Below are 19,430 nucleotides of genomic sequence, written 5' to 3'. Positions count from 1 at the left end.
AAGAGGCCCCGGTGCGGTCGGTCACACCGGGGCCCTCTTATCAGCGGCGGAGAACTACTTCTTCCACTTCTCCCACGACATGTTCCAGCCGTTCAGCCCGTTGTCCGGGTCGACGGTCCGGTCCTTCGAGTTCTTGACGACCACCACGTCGCCGATCATCGAGTGGTTGAAGAACCACGCGGCCGGCACCTTCTTGTCCCAGCCGCCGCGCACGTCGCGCAGGCCGATGCAGCCGTGGCTGGCGTTGTAGTTGCCGAAGGCGCCGCTCGCCCAGTAGTTGCCGTGCAGGAAGGTGCCGGAGGTGGTCAGGCGGACGGCGTGCGGGACGTCCTTGATGTCGTACTCGCCGCCGTAGCCGACCGTCTCGCCGTTCATCCGGGTGACGGTGAGCATCTCGCTGATGACCATCTGGCCGTTCCAGGTCTCCATGCCGGGCTGGCCGGTGGTGACCGGGATGGTCTTGATGGTCTTGCCGTCACGCATGACCTTCATGGTCAGCTTCTTGGCGTCGACCACGGAGACCTGGCTGCGGCCGATGGTGAACTTCACCGTCTTGTCCTGCTCGCCGTAGACGCCGGAGCGCCCCTCGACGCCGTCGAGGTTCAGGTCGACGGTCACCTTGGTGCCGGGCTTCCAGTACTTCTCGGGGCGGAAGTCGAGACGGTCGTTGCCGAACCAGTGGCCCTCGACGTCGACGGCCGGCTCCGTCCTGATGCGGATGGCCTTCCGGACGTCGTCGGGGTTGGTGATGCCCCGGGAGAAGCGGATGGAGAACGGCATTCCGACGCCGACCTTGGAGCCGTCCTCGGGGGTGAAGGTGCCGGTGAAGGTGTTCTCCGGGGTCAGTGTGGTGAAGCCCGCGTCCTCCGCGGCGGTGCGGCCCTCGGAGTCCTTGGCGACCGCGTGGACCGTGTACTTGGTGGCCCCGGCCAGATGGGTGGACGGCGTCCAGCTGGCGCCGTCCCCGGATATCTCGCCGTCGATCTTCCCGCCCTCGGCGTCCTTGACCTCGACCTCGGTCAGCTTGCCCTTCGACGCGGTGACCTTCAGCGCACCGCTCGTGTCGACGGACTTGGCCCCGTCCTTCGGAGTGATGCCGACGACCGCCTCGGACTGCTTGCTCTGCGCGCTGCCCGCGTCCTTGCCGTCGTTGCCGCCCTCGCCGGAACCGGAGCCGCTCCCGCCGCCGCACGCCGTGACGGCGAGCAGCAGCACGCCGATCGCCGACGCGAGCACTCCGTTCCTGCGCCCAACCGACGCCCCCGATATCGGTCGCCCGTTCACGTGGTTCTCCCCTCCCAGGGCCTGGTCAGGCCCGCACCCCGCGCGTCCCCCGCGCGTCGGCGCATATTAACCACAAGGCACCGGCCACGGGCGGCCCGCGATTGTCACCGTTCGGTCCCAACGGATCCCGGGCCAACCCGCCCCTGTGTCCGGCTACTTCACCGCACTGCCCGCCTTCCATGCATTCCAGCCCATATTCCATCCTCCGAGCCCGTTGTCGGGAGCGACCTTTTTGTCATTGCTGTTGACGACCTCCACGACGTCCCCGACGAGGCTGCGGTCGAAGAACCAGCCGGCCGGGGTGTCCGACCCGCCGCCCTTCACGTCACGCAGCCCGATGCAGCCGTGACTGACGTTGGTGCGGCCGAACACGGTGTGGTGCGCCCAGTAGTTGCCGTGCAGGAAGGTGCCGGAGTCGGTCAGGCGCATGGCGTGCGGAACGTCCGGGATGTCGTACTCGCCCTTGCCGTCGCGCTTCTTGAAGCCGACCGTGGCGCCGTTCATCCGGGTGACGTCGAGCATCTCCGTCACCACCATCTTGCCGTTGTACGTGGTGTACCTGGGCGCCCCCGCCGTGACGGGCACGGTGGCGAGGGACTCGCCGTCGCGCCGGACCTCCATGGAGTGCGCGGCGGCGTCGACCACGGAGACCTGGCTGCGGCCGACGGTGAAGGAGAACGTCTTGTGCTGCAAGCCGTAGACGCCGGGTGCGCCCTCGACGTCGCGCAGCCGCAGGGCCACGGTGACCTCGGTGCCGGGCTTCCAGTAGTCCCGGGGGCGGAAATCGAGACGGGCCGCGCCGAACCAGTGCGGGCGGATCTCCACGGGCGGGCGGGCGGTGACCCGGATCGCGCGTTCGACGGCGGCGCGGTCGGTGATCTCGCGGTTGAACTCCAGGGAGACGATCATGCCGGTGCCGACCGTGGCGCGGTTCTCCGGGGCGACGTAGCCGATGAAGCGTTCGTCGGGGACGTGCGTGGTGAAGGTCGTGTGCCGGGCCGAGCGGTGTCCGTCGCCGTCCACCGCCACCGCGTCGACGGTGTACTCGGCGGCCAGCGCGAGCCGCTCCTCGTCGGGTTCCCAGGTCAGGCCGTCCGCGGAGAGGTGCCCGGGCACCCGGGTCTCCTGCGCGTCCTGGGACCTGACGACCTTCACCTTCTCCAGTCGGCCGTCGGGCACGCGCACCCGCAGCTTCCTGCCGGGGCGCACACCCCTGCTGCCGTCGTCGGGTGAGACCTCGATGACGTCCTCGGGCGCCGGGGGCGCGCCGAACACCCCGGCGATCCCGCCCGCGTCGTCCGAGGTACACCCCGTGGCCCCGGCGAGGAGCCCTGCCCATGTCACTACGGCGGCCAGCGCGGCCCTCGCGCGCCGCGCGCGCCCTTGTACGTGCCTCACGCGGTGCCCAACGACCGGCCGTGTCCCCGGGAAACGACCATGCCCGCCCCCGGGGAAACGTGAGTGCGACGCATGCTCTGGGCAGAACAGTGGGGAGGACGACGCGCAGGGGAGCCGCGACCCGGGCCGCAGCACAGGGCCGCACCCCTCTGTCCCCCGTCGTCCCACGAGCCGGTGGGAGGCTGACAGGTGTCCAGCGCAGCCGAGCAGGAGGCGGTGGCCGGTCATCGGGCCACCGGGAACGGGCGCCAGGCCGCCGCCGTGAACGGAGCGCGGCGGACCGCGCCGCCGCCCACCGTGCCCGCGTGGCCGGGCGCTCCGACCCCGCTCGGTGCCCGGTTCCGGGTCGGCCCGGACGGGGTGGCGGGCACCAACTTCGCATTGTGGGCGGGCGGAGCCGAGGGCGTCGAGCTGTGCCTGTTCGACGAGACGGGCAAGGAGTCGCGGGTCCGGCTCGCCGAGCTGACCCACGAGATCTGGCACGGCTTCGTCCCGGGCGTGCTGCCCGGCCAGCGCTACGGCTACCGGGTGCACGGCCGCTGGGACCCGTGGACCGGAGCCCGCTGGAACCCGGCGAAGCTGCTGCTCGACCCGTACGCCCGGGCGGTGGACGGCGACTTCGGCCTGCCGCCGGAGGTCTACGGCCACGTCCGTGACTGGCCGCAGCAGCACGTCGCCGACACCGTGCGCGACGACCGGGACTCGGCACCGCACGTGCCGAAGGGCGTCGTCGTCCACGATGACGACGACTGGGCCGACGACCGCCGGCCGAAGACGCCGTGGGCCGACTCGGTGATCTACGAGCTGCACGTCAAGGGCTTCACGCAGCTCCACCCGGGCATCCCCGAGGAGCTGCGCGGCACCTACGCCGGTCTCGCGCACCCGGCGGCGGTCGCGCACCTGGTGAAGCTGGGGGTGACAGCGGTGGAGCTGCTGCCGGTGCACCAGTTCGCCCACGAGGACCACCTGCTGCGCAGGAGCCTCAGGAACTACTGGGGCTACAACTCCATCGGATACTTCGCGCCGCACGCCGCCTACGCGGCCTCCGGGACGAGAGGGCAGCAGGTCGGCGAGTTCAAGCGGATGGTGCGCGCCCTGCACGCGGCCGGGATCGAGGTCATCCTGGACGTGGTCTACAACCACACCGCGGAGGCGGGCGAGCTGGGTCCGACGCTGTCCCTGAAGGGCGTCGACAACCGCGGCTACTACCGCCTCCAGGACGACGCCCGCCGCTACGCCGACTACACCGGCTGCGGCAACACCCTGCACGTGGTACAGCCGCACGTGCTGCGCCTGATCACGGACTCACTGCGGTACTGGGTGACCGAGATGGGCGTGGACGGATTCCGCTTCGACCTGGCGGCGGCGCTGGCCCGCTCCATGCACGACGTCGACATGCTGTCCCCGTTCCTCGCGGTCATCGCCCAGGACCCTGTGCTGCGCCGGGTAAAACTGATCGCGGAGCCGTGGGACGTGGGGTCGGGCGGCTATCAGGTGGGGGCGTTCCCGCCTCTGTGGACGGAGTGGAACGACCGGTACCGCAACGCCGTACGGGACTTCTGGCGGCACGCGCTGCCGGACGTCCGGGAGATGGGCTACCGGCTGTCGGGCTCCAGCGACCTGTACGCGTGGGGCGGACGCAGGCCGTACGCGTCGGTCAACTTCATCACCGCGCACGACGGTTTCACCCTGCGCGACCTCGTGTCCTACGAGCGCAAGCACAACGAGGCCAACGGCGAGGGCAACCGGGACGGCACGGACGACAACCGGGCCTGGAACTGCGGCGCCGAGGGCGAGACGGACGACGAGGGCGTACGGGCGCTCAGGCGCCGGCAGATCAGGAACCTGCTGACCACGCTGCTGCTGTCGACGGGCGTGCCCATGCTGGTCGCGGGCGACGAACTGGGCCGCACCCAGCGCGGCAACAACAACGCGTACTGCCAGGACAACGAGATCGGCTGGCTGGACTGGGAGCTGCTGGAGGACCCCGCCTGGCAGGCCCTGTTCGCACTGACCTCCCGGCTGATCGCGCTGCGCCACCGGCACCCGGTGCTCAGGCGCCGGGCGTTCTTCTCCGGCCGGGCGCAGACCGCGGACGGACTGCGCGACCTGGCGTGGTTCACCTGCCGGGGCACGGAGATGACCGAGCAGGACTGGTACGCGCCCGCCGCCACACTGGGCATGTACCTGTCCGGCCGGGACATCCCGGGCCGTGACGAGCGCGGAGAGCAGGTCCTCGACGACAGCTTCCTGGCCGTGCTGCACGCGGGTGAGGGGCCGGTGGACTTCGTGCTGCCGGGGCCGCCCTGGGCCGAGCGGTACGAGGTGATCGTGGACACCAGCCTGGAGGAGCAGGGGGAGGCACCGGGCGTGGAGCACCGGGCGGGTTCGGAGATCACGATGCCCGCTCGGGCGGTGCTGCTGCTGCGGGTGACGGGCTGAGGCATCGCGGCGCCGACCGGGCGGGAGGGCGGCGCCTCCCCGGCCGCGGGGCACACCGGCTGCCGGTGCGACCCGGCCGGCGAACGGCGCGTGCGGGCCGATCTCGCGCCGGGGCGGCCGGAGTTGTGGCCCGGGGGCGCCGCCGGGCGAGAGGGGTGCCGAAGACCCGGACGGGCCGGCCGTCCACCGTGCCGAGGGCGGAGACCGCGCTCCGGCGGGCATCGGCCGGTCGGCTGCCGCGGACGTACGACCCGTCGAACGTTCCCGCAGGTCGTAGGAGCGAGGACCGACCCGGGTCCGGCCAAAAGTCGGTGGGCAGTGTCAGTGGCGATCCGTAGGCTCGCTGCTGATGGCCACCACACCCACCCCCGCCCAGGACCGTTCCGCCGTGCGTTCGCTGCTGCGCCTGTGGCCGTACGTACGGCCCGTGCGGACGCGGCTGTTCAGTGCCGCGTTCGTCGCGATACTCGCCTCCTGTGTGGGTTTGGTGATCCCGCTCGTCCTGAAGTGGATGGTCGACGGGCCGATCGCCCGGCGGGACCCGGCCGGAGTGTGGCTCGGCGCGCTGTACCTGCTGCTGCTCGGCTTCACGGAGGCCCTGCTGTTCGGGCTGCGGCGGTGGCTGGTGGCCCGCCCGCTCACCCGCGTCGAGGCGTCCATGCGGGCGGGGCTGTACCGGCACCTGCAGCGGCTGCCGGTGGCCTTCCACGACCGGTGGGCCTCGGGGCAGTTGCTCTCCCGGGCCACCACCGACCTGATGCTGCTGCGCCAGTTCCTCGCCTTCCCCTTGACGTTCCTGCTGGTCAACGGGGTGACGATCGTCGTCGGCGTGGTCATCATGCTGCTCCAGGACTGGACGCTCGGGCTGGTCGTCCTCGGGCCCGCCGTGCCCGTCGTGGTCACCTGCGCGATCTTCGAGAAGCGGTACGCGCAGGTGGCCCGGCGGGCCCAGGACCAGGTCGGCGACCTGACGACGGTCGTCGAGGAGAGCGTGCTCGGCATCCGCATCATCAAGGGTTTCGGCCGCCACCGCAGTCAGGCCCGGGCGTTCCGGGACCTGTCGAGGACGCTGCGCGGCACGGAGCTGCGCAAGGCGCGGCTGCTGGCGACGATCTGGGGCGTCATCGTGACGCTGCCGGAGGTCGCGATCGGGGCGGCACTGGTGGTGGGGGCCGTCCAGGTGGCGGACGGCGCCCTGTCCGCCGGGACGCTGGTGGCGTTCCTGTCGACGGCGCTGGCGCTGCGGTGGCCGGTGGAGTCGATCGGGTTCCTGCTGGCGATGAGCCAGGAGGCGGCGACGGCGACGGAGCGGTTCTTCGAGGTGATGGACGAGGAGGCGGAGCACGCGCCCTCCAGCGACCACGCCACCTCGAGCCCGCACGCCCCCTCCAGCGCGCTCCCCGGCGCGAGGCAGCCGGCAGACAGGGGGCTGCGCTTCCACCACGTCCAGTTCCGCTACCCGGACGCCGAGCCCGCTTCCGCGCCCGTGCTGCGGGACGTCGACCTGCACATCCGCTCCGGCGAGTCCATGGCCCTGGTCGGTGCCACCGGCAGCGGCAAGACCACCCTCACCGCACTCGTCCCCCGCCTCCACGAGGTGACCTCGGGCCGCATCACCCTCGACGGCGTCGACATCACGGAGCTGTCCAGGGAAGCGCTGCGCACCAAGGTCGCCATGGCCTTCGAGGAGCCGACGCTGTTCTCGGCCACGGTCGGCGACAACGTTCTCATGGGCGGCGGGGACACCGCCGGACCGGCCGATCTGGAGCGTGCCCTCGCCGTCGCCCAGGCCGGCTTCGCGCATGCCCTGCCCCAGGGCATCGACACCCAGGTGGGCGAGCAGGGCCTCAGCCTCTCCGGTGGGCAGCGCCAGCGTCTCGCGCTGGCGCGGGCCGTCGTCGGGCAGCCGGAGTTCCTCGTCCTGGACGACCCGCTGTCGGCGCTGGACGTACACACCGAGGCCGCCGTGGAGGCCGCTCTGCGGCAGGTCCTCGCGGACACCACCGCCCTGATCGTCGCGCACCGCCCGTCCACCGTGCTGCTCGCCGACCGTGTCGCCCTGCTGTCGGGCGGCCGGATCGCCGCGGTCGGCACCCACCACGAACTGCTGCGTGAGAACGCCGAGTACGCGCATCTGATGTCAGGGGAAGAGGAGGGCGCACGATGACGACGGCCACCGGCGCACCGCCCGGCAGCAAGCCCGGCGAGCGGCCCGACGACCGGTCCCTGGCCCCTGGCGACCCGTTCGACCGGGACGTCCTGCCCACCCCGCCGGGCGCCACCGGGGCCCTGCTGCGCTCCCTGCTCGCGCCCATGAAGGCCCGGGTCGCGGTCACGACGCTCCTGCTGCTGCTCCAGCAGGCGGTCGTGCAGGCGGGTCCGCTGCTCGTGGCGTACGCCATCGACCGCGGTGTGCCGGCGTTCCGGGCGCAGGACCACGGGCCGCTGATCGCGGTGGGCGTCGCGTATCTGGCGTGCGCGCTGGCCGCCGGCGGGCTGCAGTTCGCCTTCGTCGCCGCCGCGGCCCGGGTCAGCCAGGACGTGCTGCTGGATCTGCGCGGCCGGATCTTCCGCCACGCGTCGGCGCTGAGCGTCGACTTCCACGAGCGCTACACCTCGGGCCGGCTCATCTCCCGTTCCACGACCGACGTGGAGTCGCTGCGCGAACTGCTGGACGAGGGCCTCCAGGAGCTCGTGACGGTGATCCTGTCCTTCGTCTACATCTCGGCGATGCTGCTCTGGCTCGACCTGGGGCTCGGGGGCGTGGCGGTGGCGTCCCTGGTGCCGCTCTACGCGCTCGTGCGGTGGTACCGGCGGCGGGCCGGGCGGGTGTACCGGGCGCGGTCGACCGCCATCGCGGCCGTGATCGTCAAGTTCGTCGAGACGATGAACGGCATCCGGCCGGTACGCGCCTTCCGTCGCGAGTCCGCCAACGACGCGGACTTCGGCGAGCTCAACCGGCGGCACGAGCGGGTCAACGGCGACGCGCTGCTGGAGATGGCCCGCTACGTCACCGGTTCGCGGCTGGTCGCCAACACGGCGGTCGCGGCGATCGTCCTGTGGGGCGCCCACCGGGTCGCGGACGGCACACTGGCCCTCGGTGTGCTGGCGGCTGCCGTGCTGTACCTGCGGCGGCTCTACGACCCCATCGACCGGCTCGGGATGTTCCTGAACTCCTACCAGTCGGCGGCGGCCTCGCTGGAGAAGATCGCCGGCCTGCTCGCCCAGACCCCCTCGGTCCCCGAGCCGGCCGCCCCACGGCGGCTTCCGCCGCTGGAGGGCGAACACCCCGGCCGGGAAGTGGTCTTCGACGGTGTCCGCTTCGGCTACCGCACCGGCGGGGAGGTGCTGCCCGCGTTCGACCTCACCCTGCCGGCGGGGCAGACGGTCGCGGTCGTGGGCTCCACGGGTGCCGGGAAGTCGACGCTGGCCAAACTGCTGGCCCGGTTCTACGACCCGTCCGGCGGCCGGGTGCTGCTGGACGGCGTCGATCTGCGCGACCTCGCCGTACCCGAACTGCGACGCGGGGTGGTCATGGTGACGCAGGAGACGTTCCTGTTCTCCGGCACGGTCGCCGACAACATCGCGATCGGCCGGCCCGACGCCACCCGCGAGGAGATGGAGCAGGCGGCGAAGGCGATCGGCGCGCACGACTTCATCAGCGCCCTGCCCGACGGCTACGACACCGACGTGCGCAAGCGCGGCGGCCGGATCTCGGCCGGGCAGCGGCAACTGGTCGCGTTCGCCCGGGCGTTGCTGGCCGACCCGGCGGTGCTGATCCTCGACGAGGCGACCAGCTCGCTGGACGTCCCCGGGGAGCGTGCGGTGCAGCGGGCCATGACGACGGTGCTGAAGGGCCGTACGGCCGTGGTCATCGCGCACCGGCTGTCGACCGTGGAGATCGCGGACCGGGTCCTGGTGATGGAACGCGGCCGGATCGTGGAGGACGGCGAACCGGCCGAACTCATCGCGGGCACCGGGCGGTTCGCGGATCTGCACCGGGCCTGGCGGGACAGCCTGGCGTAGGGCGCGCGGCGGCGGCGTCCGGGGCCCGCACCCGTCGGGCCCCGTGGTCGTCGCCGTACCGACTGCCCGCGGGCGCAGCGCTCCTCGACCCCGGGACAGCGAAGCGTCCACCCGGGGAAGCGTCCGCATACCGAACATGAACTTCCGGACAACGAACCGTTTCCGGCCATACTTTTGACGCGGTCCTGACAGAAAGCGCCCTCCCCTGCCACGCTTCCCACGACTGCTCCACAGGAACCCCACAGCAACACCTCCACCTCCCCAGGCCGGGCGACCCCCGGTCCCGCAGAAGGAGTCAGTGTTGAGAAGCAGTTCCTCGCGAAGAGGCACCTCCCACAGACGCACTCCCCACACCACCGCGGCCGTGGCCCTCGCCGGCGTCGCCGCGTTGATCGCCGCCGCCGTCCAGAGCGGCACCGCCGTCGCGGCCCCGGAACAGGCACCGACGGCCGCGAGCAAGGCGATCCCCGGCGCGGAGTCGGTCAAGCTCAGCCCCGCCCAGCGGGCCGCGCTGATCCGCAAGGCCGAGGCCCGCAAGGCGCAGACCGCCCGGGACCTGGGTCTCGGCGCCAAGGAGAAGCTGGTCGTCCGTGACGTCGTGAAGGACGCCGACGGCACGGTCCACACCCGCTACGAGCGCACCTACGACGGCCTGCCCGTCCTCGGCGGCGACCTGGTCGTCAAGACCGCCGGGTCCGGTGCGACCAAGGCGGTCGTCAAGGCGACCCGCGCCGCCATCAAGCCGGCCACCACCACCGCCGCCGTCCCCGCCGCCAAGGCGCAGAAGCAGGCGCTGGCCCTCGCCAAGGCGGACGACACCAGGAGCGCCGACGTCGACAAGGCGCCGCGCAAGGTGATCTGGGCGGCGAACGGCAAGCCCACCCTGGCCTACGAGACCGTCGTGGGCGGCCTCCAGAAGGACGGCACGCCGAACGAGCTGCACGTCGTCACCGACGCCGCCACGGGTGCCAAGCTCTACGAGTACCAGGGCATCGAGAACGGCACCGGCAACACCATGTACAGCGGCACGGTGACGCTCGGCACCACGCAGTCCGGGTCGACGTACAACCTCACGGACGGCGCGCGCGGCGGCCACAAGACGTACAACCTCAACCGCGGCACCTCCGGCACCGGCACCCTGTTCTCCGGTCCCGACGACGCGTGGGGCAACGGCAGCCCCTCCAACGCGGAGACCGCGGGCGCGGACGCGCACTACGGCGCCGCGCTGACGTGGGACTACTACAAGAACGTGCACGGGCGTTCGGGCATCAAGGGCGACGGCGTGGGCGCCTACTCCCGCGTCCACTACGGCAACAACTACGTCAACGCCTTCTGGTCCGACAGCTGCTTCTGCATGACCTACGGCGACGGGTCGGGCAACACCCACCCGCTGACGTCGATCGACGTGGCCGGTCACGAGATGACCCACGGCGTCACGTCCAACACCGCGGGTCTCGTCTACAGCGGCGAGTCCGGCGGTCTGAACGAGGCCACCTCCGACATCTTCGGATCGACGGTCGAGTTCTACGCGAACAACTCCTCCGATGTCGGTGACTACCTCATCGGCGAGGAGATCGACATCAACGGCGACGGCAGCCCGCTGCGCTACATGGACAAGCCGAGCAAGGACGGCGCGTCCAAGGACAGCTGGTACTCGGGCATCGGCTCGGTCGACGTGCACTACTCGTCGGGCCCCGCCAACCACTTCTTCTATCTGCTCTCCGAGGGCAGCGGCACCAAGACCATCAACGGTGTCACGTACAACTCGGCCACCTCGGACGGTCTTCCGGTCACCGGCATCGGCCGTGACAAGGCGGAGAAGATCTGGTTCCGCGCGCTCACCACGAAGTTCACCTCGAACACCAACTACGCGGGCGCCCGCACCGGCACCCTCGCGGCCACGGGTGAGCTGTACGGCACGGACAGCGCCGAGTACAAGGCGGTCCAGGACGCGTGGGCGGGCGTCAACGTCGGCACCCGCTCCGGCGGCGGAGGCGGCGGCGGCACGTCCTTCGAGAACACCGCCGACGTGGCGATCCCGGACCGCGGCGCGGCGGTCACCTCGCCGGTCACCGTCTCCGGCCGGACGGGCAACGCGCCGTCCAACCTCCAGGTCGCGGTGGACATCGTCCACACCTACATCGGTGACCTCAAGGTGGATCTGGTCGCCCCCGACGGCACGGTGTACACGCTGAAGGGCTACGGCACCGGCGGAAGCGCGGACAACATCAACACCACCTACACGGTGAACGCCTCCTCCGAGGTGGCCAACGGCGTCTGGAACCTCCGGGTCCAGGACAACGCGGCCATCGACACCGGCTACATCAACAGCTGGAAGCTGACCTTCCCGTAGACCGGTAGCTCCACAGGCCATCCGGCCCTCGAGTCAGGGCGCCGCCCCGGTGGGTTCGAATCCCCCGGGGCGGCGTCCGTTTCACGTGTCCTCGCGTACATCTGGCCGTCGAGTTCCGGCCAACATCACGCCTCTCTCCTGACATGTACGCGTCCCCAGTGCCACTCTTCCCCCACGCCGCACAGCACCACAGCACTTCCCCCACATCGAGGAGCTTGTGTGTCCACCTCTCTCTACGCGCGTCAAAAGCGCGCCACGCTGGCCATCGCCACCGCTGTCGCCGCCGGCGCCCTGCTCACCACCGGCCTGACCTCCGGCAGCAGCGCGGCTGCCGACTCCGCGAGCAAGCCGGCCCTCGCCGCGGCCCCCGTGCTGCTCTCCGCGCCCGCCCGCACCGCGCTCATCCAGGAGCAGCAGGCGGACGCCAGGAAGACCGCCGACGCGATAGGCCTCGGCGCCCAGGAGAAGCTGGTCGTCAAGGACGTCGTGAAGGACGCCGACGGCTCGGTCCACACCCGCTACGAGCGCACCTACGGGGGCCTGCCGGTCCTCGGCGGCGACCTCGTGGTGCACGAGTCGAAGTCAGGCGCGACCAAGGGCGTCACCAGAGCCACCAAGGCGGCCCTGAAGGTCGCCTCGCTCAAGCCCGAGGTCCCCGCCGCCAAGGCCGAGAAGCAGGCCCTGACCCTCGCCAAGGCGGCCGGCTCGGCCAAGACCGAGGCGAACTCCGCTCCCCGCAAGGTGATCTGGGCCGCGAGCGGCAAGCCGGTCCTCGCCTACGAGACCGTCGTCGGCGGCCTCCAGGAGGACGGCACCCCGAACGAACTGCATGTCATCACCGACGCCGCCACCGGCAAGAAGCTCTACGAGTACCAGGGCGTCGAGACCGGCACCGGCAACACCACGTACAGCGGCCAGGTCACCCTCAGCACCACCAAGTCCGGGTCGACGTACAACCTCACGGACGGCACCCGCGGCGGCCACAAGACCTACAACCTCAACCGCGGCACCTCCGGCACCGGCACCCTCTTCTCCGGCGCCGACGACGTCTGGGGCACCGGCAACCCGTCCAACGCCGAGACGGCCGCCGCCGACGCGCACTACGGCGCCCAGATCACCTGGGACTTCTACAAGAGCACCTTCGGCCGCAACGGCATCCGCAACGACGGCAAGGCCGCCTACTCGCGGGTCCACTACGGCAACAGCTACGTCAACGCCTTCTGGTCCGACAGCTGCTTCTGCATGACCTACGGCGACGGCTCGGGCAACACCAACCCCCTGACCTCGCTGGACGTGGCGGCGCACGAGATGAGCCACGGTCTGACGTCGGCCACGGCGGGCCTGAACTACAGCGGTGAGTCCGGCGGTCTGAACGAGGCCACTTCCGACATCTTCGGCGCGGGCGCCGAGTTCTTCGCGGGCAACTCCTCCGACGTCGGTGACTACCTCATCGGCGAGGAGATCGACATCAACGGCGACGGCACCCCGCTGCGCTACATGGACAAGCCCAGCAAGGACGGCGCGTCCAAGGACAGCTGGTCCTCCGGCCTGGGCGGCGTGGACGTCCACTACTCCTCCGGCCCCGCCAACCACTTCTTCTACCTGCTGTCCGAGGGCAGCGGCTCGAAGACGATCAACGGCGTGACCTACAACTCGCCCACGTCCAACGGCTCCACGGTCACCGGCATCGGCCGCACCAAGGCGCTCCAGATCTGGTACAAGGCGCTGACGACGTACATGACGTCGACGACCAAGTACGCGCAGGCCCGCACCGCGACCCTGAACGCGGCCTCGGCCCTGTACGGCGCGTCCAGCACCGAGTACAAGGCGGTCGCCGCCGCCTGGTCGGCCGTGAACGTCGGCTGACCGAAGCACGACCACGGGCGGTACCCGGACCCCGGGCGGGTCCGGGTACCGCCTTAGTCTTGGGGACCGTGTCTTCTACGGATTCGCAGGACTTCACCTACGCCGATGTCGGCGCCACCCGTGACCAGGGTTTCTGCCCGCCGGGCTTCCGTCCCATGAACGTACGCACCCGCCTGGGCGAGGGCGAGGAGGTCTTCCGCCGGGCCTCGGAGGCCGTCCTGACCTGGGAGATGCACCGCGCCATGGGCGTGGGCATGGACACGACCGCGGAGCGTGCCGCCCCCGGCGTGGACGTCACGGTCACCCTCGCCGGCATGATCAAGGCCCCCTGCCGCGTGGTCTGGACGATCGAGGAACCCCGCCGGGCGGGCTGGGCCTACGGCACGTTGCCCGGCCACCCGGAGACCGGCGAGGAGTCGTTCGTCGTCGACCGCACGGGAGACGGCACGGTCTGGCTCACGGTGAACGCGTTCAGCCGGCCGGCCAAGTGGTACGCCAAGGCGGGCGGCCCGGCGACGAGGGGTTTCCAGCACGCGTACGCCCGCCGGTGCGGCAGCGTCCTGCGGCACCTCGCGACGCAGGGTGGCGAGCCGGCTTAGGAGCGCGGGGCCGTATCGCTCTGCGGCTCCGCCGCGGGGGCGCGAGCCCCCCACGCCCCGCAGCCGACACTCAACGCATCAAGAGCCCCGCAGCCGCCACCAGCTCCTCGGAAGGCCCGGCGACCAAGCCCAACTCGGCGCTGGACGCCAACAGCCGATGCGCGGGAAGGATCCGCACCGTGTACCCGAAAGGCCCGGTGCGATCCAGCGACAAGGGCCCCTCGTAGACCCAGCGCCCGTCCTGGTCGGGAGATCCCACCGGCTTCAGCGGCACGACCGTCGCGTCCCCGATCCGGTCCTCCTCGTCCACTCGCCCGGAGACGACCTGCACCTCCACGTCCTCCGGCCCGAGCGCACCGAGCCCGACCCGCACCCGCAGTCCCAGCGTCGTCCCCAGCTCGGCCAGCGTTTCCGACGCCGACGTCTCCACGTGGTCGACGGTCACATCCGGCCACGCCGCCCGCACCTTCCCCTTCCACGCGGCGAGGTCGCGTGCCGCGTCCGGGCCCGTGGACCGGTGGGAGAGAGCAGCGGGCGCGTAGAGGCGCTCCACGTACTCGCGAACCATCCGCCCCGCCAGCACCTTCGGCCCGAGCAGGCTCAGCGTGTGCCGGACCATCTCGATCCACCGGTCCGGCAGCCCGCTGCGCCCGCGCTCGTAGAAGCGGGGCGTCACCCGCTGCTCCAGCAGGTCGTACAGCGCAGCGGCCTCCATGTCGTCACGGTGGTCCGGGTCGGTCCCGACGCCGTCCGCCGTGGGGATGGCCCAGCCGAAGTCGGGCTGGAACCACTCGTCCCACCAACCGTCCAGGACGGACAGATTGAGACAGCCGTTCAGTGCGGCCTTCATGCCGGAGGTGCCGCAGGCCTCCAGCGGCCTCAGCGGGTTGTTCAGCCAGATGTCGCAGCCCGGGTACAGCTTCTGGGCCATGGCCATGCCGTAGTCGGGCAGGAACACGATCCGATGGCGCACCCGCGGGTCGTCCGTGAACCGCACCAGCTCCTGCACGAGCCGCTTGCCGCCGTCGTCGGCGGGGTGCGCCTTGCCCGCGACGACGATCTGGACCGGCCGCTCGGAGTGCAGCAGCAGGTCCATCAGCCGGTCCCGGTCGCGCAGCATCAGCGTCAGGCGCTTGTACGACGGGACGCGCCGGGCGAAGCCGATGGTCAGCACGTCCGGGTCGAGCACGCCGTCGATCCAGCCCAGTTCGGCCGTACCGGCGCCGCGCTGCCGCCAGGACGCCCGCAGCCGCTCCCGGACCTCCTCGACGAGCTGCTCGCGCAGCACCCGCCGCAGGTCCCAGATGTCCTGGTCGGGGATGTCGGCCACGGAGTCCCAGCGCTCCGAGCCGCCGACCGTCATCGCCTCCTCTGCACGCCGGACGCCGATCTGCCGGGCACCGAGCCGGAACACCTCGGGGGCGACCCAGGTGGGTGCGTGCACCCCGTTGGTGACGGAGGTGATGGGCACCTCGTCGGCGTCGAAGCCGGGCCACAGGCCGGAGAACATCTCGCGGCTGACGTTGCCGTGCAGCAGTGACACGCCATTGGCGCGCTGGGCCAGGCGCAGGCCCATCACGGCCATGTTGAACAGGTTGGGCTCGCCCCCCGGGTAGCTCTCCATGCCGAGCCGCAGAACGCGGTCGACGTCGATGCGGGGCAGTTCGGCGTCGGGGCCGAAGTGCCGGGCGACCAGCTCGCGGTCGAAGCGGTCGATGCCGGCCGGGACGGGCGTGTGCGTGGTGAAGACGGTCCCGGCCCGGACCGACTCCAGCGCCGCGTCGAAGTCCAGCCCCTGGGCGCAGAGTTCGGCGATGCGTTCCAGGCCGAGGAAACCGGCGTGTCCCTCGTTGGTGTGGAAGACCTCCGGCTCGGGATGGCCGGTCAGCCGGCAGTACGTCCGTACCGCCCGGACCCCTCCTATACCGAGGAGCATCTCCTGGAGCAGCCGGTGCTCGCTGCCGCCGCCGTAGAGCCGGTCGGTCACGCCGCGCTCGCCGAGGTCGTTCTCCTCGACGTCGGAGTCCAGCATCAGCAGCGGGACGCGGCCGACCTGCGCCAGCCAGATCCGGGCGTGCAGCTGCCTGCCGCCGGGCAGGGCGAGGGCGACGTGGGCGGGGGTGCCGTCGGGCTCCTCGAGCTGGGCGACGGGCAGCTCGTTCGGGTCGAGGACGGGGTAGTGCTCCTGCTGCCAGCCGTCGCGGGAGAGGGTCTGGCGGAAGTAGCCGTGCCGGTAGAGCAGGCCGACGCCGATCAGCGGGACGCCGAGGTCGCTGGCCGCCTTCAGGTGGTCGCCGGCCAGGATGCCGAGGCCGCCGGAGTACTGGGGCAGGGCGGCCGTGATGCCGAACTCGGGTGAGAAGTAGGCGATCGCGGCGGGCAGTTCCTCGGGCTGGGTCTGGTACCAGCGCTCGCCGGCCGTGTAGCCGCGCAGATCGTCCGCGACCGCGGCGAGGCGGCTCAGGAACGAGTCGTCCCCGGCGAGCTCCGCCAGTCGCGCGGGCGGCACGCTGCCGAGCAGCCGGACGGGGTCGCCGCCCGAGGCGGCCCACCGCTCGGGGTCCACGGACCGGAACAGGTCCCGGGTCTCCGCGTGCCACGACCAGCGCAGGTTGCGGGCCAGCTCGCTGAGCGGCCGGAGGGGGTCGGGGAGAACGGGTCGGACGGTGAATCGACGGATCGCCTTCACGGGTTCCACCTCGGCGCGTTCGCTGGATTTCGCAGGGCTTCGACGACGTCTCCCTACGACAGTACCGGCGTCGGCGCCCGCGCCGCTGAGGCTCCGCCACCCGACCCCCGATCGGCCTGAACAGCACCATCCGCGGATATGGCCGATTCCGCACCCATAGGCGTCCTTGTGGTGCTTCACACGCCACGAGAGGCTGCCTGTGGCGTACCGGCCCGCGCCCGCCGCACGCGGCTCCGCGCGACAGCCGTACGCCGAGTCGAGGAGGGGAACTCGGACCATGGCTCGGACGCGCGAGCGGCGTCTGCGCCGGACGGGGGGCCTGGCGGCGGCGGTCTGCGCCGTGGCGTTTTCGGCCACCACCCTGCCCGCGCACGCCGTACCGGAGGGGCGGATAACCGGTGCCGGATCACCCGGCTCCGTGCACGGCAGCTACCTGGTGACACTGAAGGAGGACACACAGGCCCGGTCGGCGGCCGGAAAGGGACTCGCCGGAAAGTACGGGGTGCGGATCAGTCACGTCTACGGCACGGTCCTGAACGGCTACGCGGTCCGGGCGGACGGGAGACAGGCCGGGCGGCTGGCCGCCGACCCACGGGTCGCCTCGGTCGTCCAGGACACCCGCGTACGGCTCGACGGCACCCAGAAGAACCCTCCGTCCTGGGGGCTGGACCGCCTCGACCAGCCGAAGGCGCCGCTGGACCGGAGCTACACCTGGCCCGGGTCGGCCGGAGCGGGGGTGACGGTGTACGTGATCGACACCGGCGTCCGGACCACCCACCGGGACTTCGCGGGCCGGGCGGGCCACGGCTGGGACTTCGTCGGCAACGACCGGGACGCCTCGGACGCCAACGGCCACGGCACACACGTCGCCGGCACGGTCGCCGGGACGGTCCACGGCGTCGCCAAGAAGGCCCGGATCGTCTCCGTGCGCGTCCTCGACGCCGCCGGGGCGGGCACCACGGCCCGGGTGATCGCCGGGATCGACTGGGTGACCCGGCACGCGAGGAAGCCCGCGGTCGCCAACCTCAGCCTGGGCGGGCCGCGCAACGAGCGGCTGGACGCGGCCGTCCGCGCCTCGATCGCCTCCGGGGTCACCTACACGGTCGCCGCGGGCAACGACGGCAGGCCGGCCGGCCTCTCCTCGCCGGGAGGCGTCGAGCAGGCCGTCACGGTGGGGGCGACCGGCCGGGAGGATGCAAAACCGGCCTTCTCCAATCACGGTCCGGCCCTCGATCTGTTCGCCCCGGGCGTCGACATCACCTCCGCGTCCGCGGTGAGCGACACCGCGCGGGCAACCCGATCGGGTACCTCGATGGCGTCTCCGCACGCCGCGGGAGCCGCCGCGCTCTACTTGTCCGATCACCGGAAAGCGACTCCGGCGCAGGTCGGGAGGGCTTTGACGGCCGCAGCGGCGACCGGGAAGGTCTCCGGCCGGGGTGTCGGTTCGCCGGACAAATTACTGAGGGTGCCGCGCGAGTAGGGCGAAGCATCAGCCGCGCCGGGGGCCGGCCTCGTCCGTCGCGGACGAGGCCGGTCTTGTGTGTCGACATACGCGTGAGTAGTTAACAAAGTGCCGGATTGCCCACCCGAATAGGGTGGGAAGGCTCCTGCGGGTACCCCTCTCAGGAGCACCATGCAGGACCCACCTCCCCACAGACATCCGCCTACCCACGTTGACGCGGACAGGAGCGGTCATGCCCGCCAAGCACCATTCGCCAGCACCCCCCAACCGCCGCACCACCGGGGCGCGCGCGCCCGGCGGCGAACCACGCCCCGCGCGCCCGGCCGAGGCGGGCCCACCGGCCTCGCCGCCACCTCCCGACAATGACGCGACCGCCGTGGGACGCATACCGGTCCTGGACGTCCGCCCGGTGGTGCAGCAGGGACGCCGGCCGGCCAAGGCCGTCACCGGGGAGACCTTCGAGATCTCGGCGACCGTGTTCCGGGAGGGGCACGACGCGGTGGCCGCCAACGTCGTGCTGAAGGACCCCGAGGGCCGCCCCGGCCCCTGGACGCCGATGCGCGAGCTGGCCCCCGGGACGGACCGGTGGGGAGCCACGGTCACCGCCGGGGAGCCGGGCCTGTGGACGTTCACCGTCGAGGCATGGGGGGACCCGGTCAGCACCTGGCGCCATCACGCCGAGATCAAGATCCCGGCGGGCATGGACACGGACGTGGTCCTGGAGGAGGGCGCGCGTCTGTACGAGCGGGCGGCCGCCGGTGTGCCCGAGGAGGAGGGTCTGCGCGACGTGATCCGCACCGCCGTCGACGCCCTGCGGGACGAGGGCCGTCCTGCGGCTTCCCGTCTGGCGGGGGCGCTGACGCCGGAGGTGGAGGCGGTGCTGGCCCGGTATCCGCTGCGGGACCTGGTCACCGGCAGTGAGCCGCTGCCCCTGCTCGTGGAGCGCGAGCGGGCCCTGTACGGCTCCTGGTACGAGTTCTTCCCGCGCTCGGAGGGCACCCGCGAGCAGCCCCACGGCACGTTCCGCACCGCGGCGCGCAGACTGCCGGCGATCGCCGCGATGGGCTTCGACGTGGTCTACCTGCCGCCGATCCATCCCATCGGCACCACCTTCCGCAAGGGCAGGAACAACACCCTCTCCCCCGGCCCCGACGACGTGGGCGTGCCCTGGGCGATCGGTTCGCCGGAGGGCGGGCACGACGCGGTGCACCCGGACCTGGGCACGCTGGAGGACTTCATCTGGTTCGTGGGGCGGGCGCGGGAGCTGGGCATGGAGGTGGCGCTGGACTTCGCGCTGCAGTGCTCGCCGGA

At 71.7% G+C, this 19,430-nt stretch carries 11 protein-coding genes; 8 read left to right on the top strand and 3 right to left on the bottom strand.

Annotated features, from left to right (window positions below; genetic code table 11):
• Positions 1-54: 54 nt before the first annotated feature.
• Together ACIQU3_RS25915 and ACIQU3_RS25910 are read right to left on the bottom strand one after the other, a co-directional pair.
• The gene (locus ACIQU3_RS25915; RefSeq protein ID WP_403737049.1) at positions 55-1,284 is read right to left on the bottom strand and encodes an Ig-like domain-containing protein; all 1,230 of its coding nucleotides are present in this window, start codon (positions 1,282-1,284) and stop codon (positions 55-57) included.
• A 153-nt stretch (positions 1,285-1,437) separates the two neighbouring features.
• A complete protein-coding gene (locus tag ACIQU3_RS25910; protein ID WP_403737052.1) occupies positions 1,438-2,682 on the bottom strand; it encodes an Ig-like domain-containing protein in 1,245 nt (414 codons plus the stop codon).
• A gap of 189 nt (positions 2,683-2,871) precedes the next feature.
• Between ACIQU3_RS25910 and glgX the strand changes: the two genes are divergently transcribed.
• The 6 genes from glgX (at position 2,872) to ACIQU3_RS25880 (ending at position 13,968) form a co-directional block, all read left to right on the top strand.
• Positions 2,872-5,124: a glycogen debranching protein GlgX gene (gene glgX, locus ACIQU3_RS25905; RefSeq protein ID WP_403737055.1), complete on the top strand. Its 2,253-nt coding sequence runs from the start codon at positions 2,872-2,874 to the stop codon at positions 5,122-5,124.
• 349 nt (positions 5,125-5,473) lie between these two features.
• Positions 5,474-7,291, top strand: a complete 1,818-nt coding sequence (locus tag ACIQU3_RS25900) for an ABC transporter ATP-binding protein (protein WP_403737058.1) — start codon at positions 5,474-5,476, stop codon at positions 7,289-7,291.
• On the top strand, positions 7,288-9,150 hold the full coding sequence (locus ACIQU3_RS25895) for an ABC transporter ATP-binding protein (RefSeq protein ID WP_403737061.1): 1,863 nt from the start codon (positions 7,288-7,290) through the stop codon (positions 9,148-9,150). The genes ACIQU3_RS25900 and ACIQU3_RS25895 overlap by 4 nt, the downstream gene beginning before the upstream one ends.
• Before the next feature lie 301 nt (positions 9,151-9,451).
• Positions 9,452-11,503, top strand: a complete 2,052-nt coding sequence (locus ACIQU3_RS25890; RefSeq protein WP_403927981.1) for a M4 family metallopeptidase — start codon at positions 9,452-9,454, stop codon at positions 11,501-11,503.
• A 219-nt stretch (positions 11,504-11,722) separates the two neighbouring features.
• Positions 11,723-13,369, top strand: a complete 1,647-nt coding sequence (locus ACIQU3_RS25885; protein WP_403737067.1) for a M4 family metallopeptidase — start codon at positions 11,723-11,725, stop codon at positions 13,367-13,369.
• Between the two features lie 68 nt (positions 13,370-13,437).
• A complete protein-coding gene (locus ACIQU3_RS25880) occupies positions 13,438-13,968 on the top strand; it encodes a DUF1990 family protein (protein ID WP_403737070.1) in 531 nt (176 codons plus the stop codon).
• A 70-nt stretch (positions 13,969-14,038) separates the two neighbouring features.
• Here ACIQU3_RS25880 and ACIQU3_RS25875 read toward each other — a convergent pair whose 3' ends face one another.
• Positions 14,039-16,657 (bottom strand): glycosyltransferase family 1 protein, encoded by a 2,619-nt coding sequence (locus ACIQU3_RS25875; RefSeq protein WP_403737075.1) that lies wholly within the window; start codon positions 16,655-16,657, stop codon positions 14,039-14,041.
• 277 nt (positions 16,658-16,934) lie between these two features.
• Between ACIQU3_RS25875 and ACIQU3_RS25870 the strand changes: the two genes are divergently transcribed.
• Positions 16,935-18,137, top strand: a complete 1,203-nt coding sequence (locus ACIQU3_RS25870) for a S8 family peptidase (RefSeq protein WP_403737078.1) — start codon at positions 16,935-16,937, stop codon at positions 18,135-18,137.
• 214 nt (positions 18,138-18,351) lie between these two features.
• On the top strand, positions 18,352-19,430 hold a 1,079-nt coding region (locus tag ACIQU3_RS25865), incomplete at its 3' end, for a maltotransferase domain-containing protein (RefSeq protein ID WP_403927978.1).

This window comes from Streptomyces sp. NPDC101110, assembly GCF_044759525.1.
Lineage (GTDB): Bacteria > Actinomycetota > Actinomycetes > Streptomycetales > Streptomycetaceae > Streptomyces.
This window is presented reverse-complemented; position numbering and strand designations above follow the sequence as displayed.

What these genes read in the sequence shown, in the direction of transcription:
- ACIQU3_RS25870 (WP_403737078.1), top strand. Translation starts at nt 16,935, where the DNA reads ATGGCTCGGACGCGCGAGCGGCGTCTGCGCCGGACGGGGGGCCTGGCG.
- ACIQU3_RS25900 (WP_403737058.1), top strand. Translation starts at nt 5,474, where the DNA reads ATGGCCACCACACCCACCCCCGCCCAGGACCGTTCCGCCGTGCGTTCG.
- ACIQU3_RS25895 (WP_403737061.1), top strand. Translation starts at nt 7,288, where the DNA reads ATGACGACGGCCACCGGCGCACCGCCCGGCAGCAAGCCCGGCGAGCGG.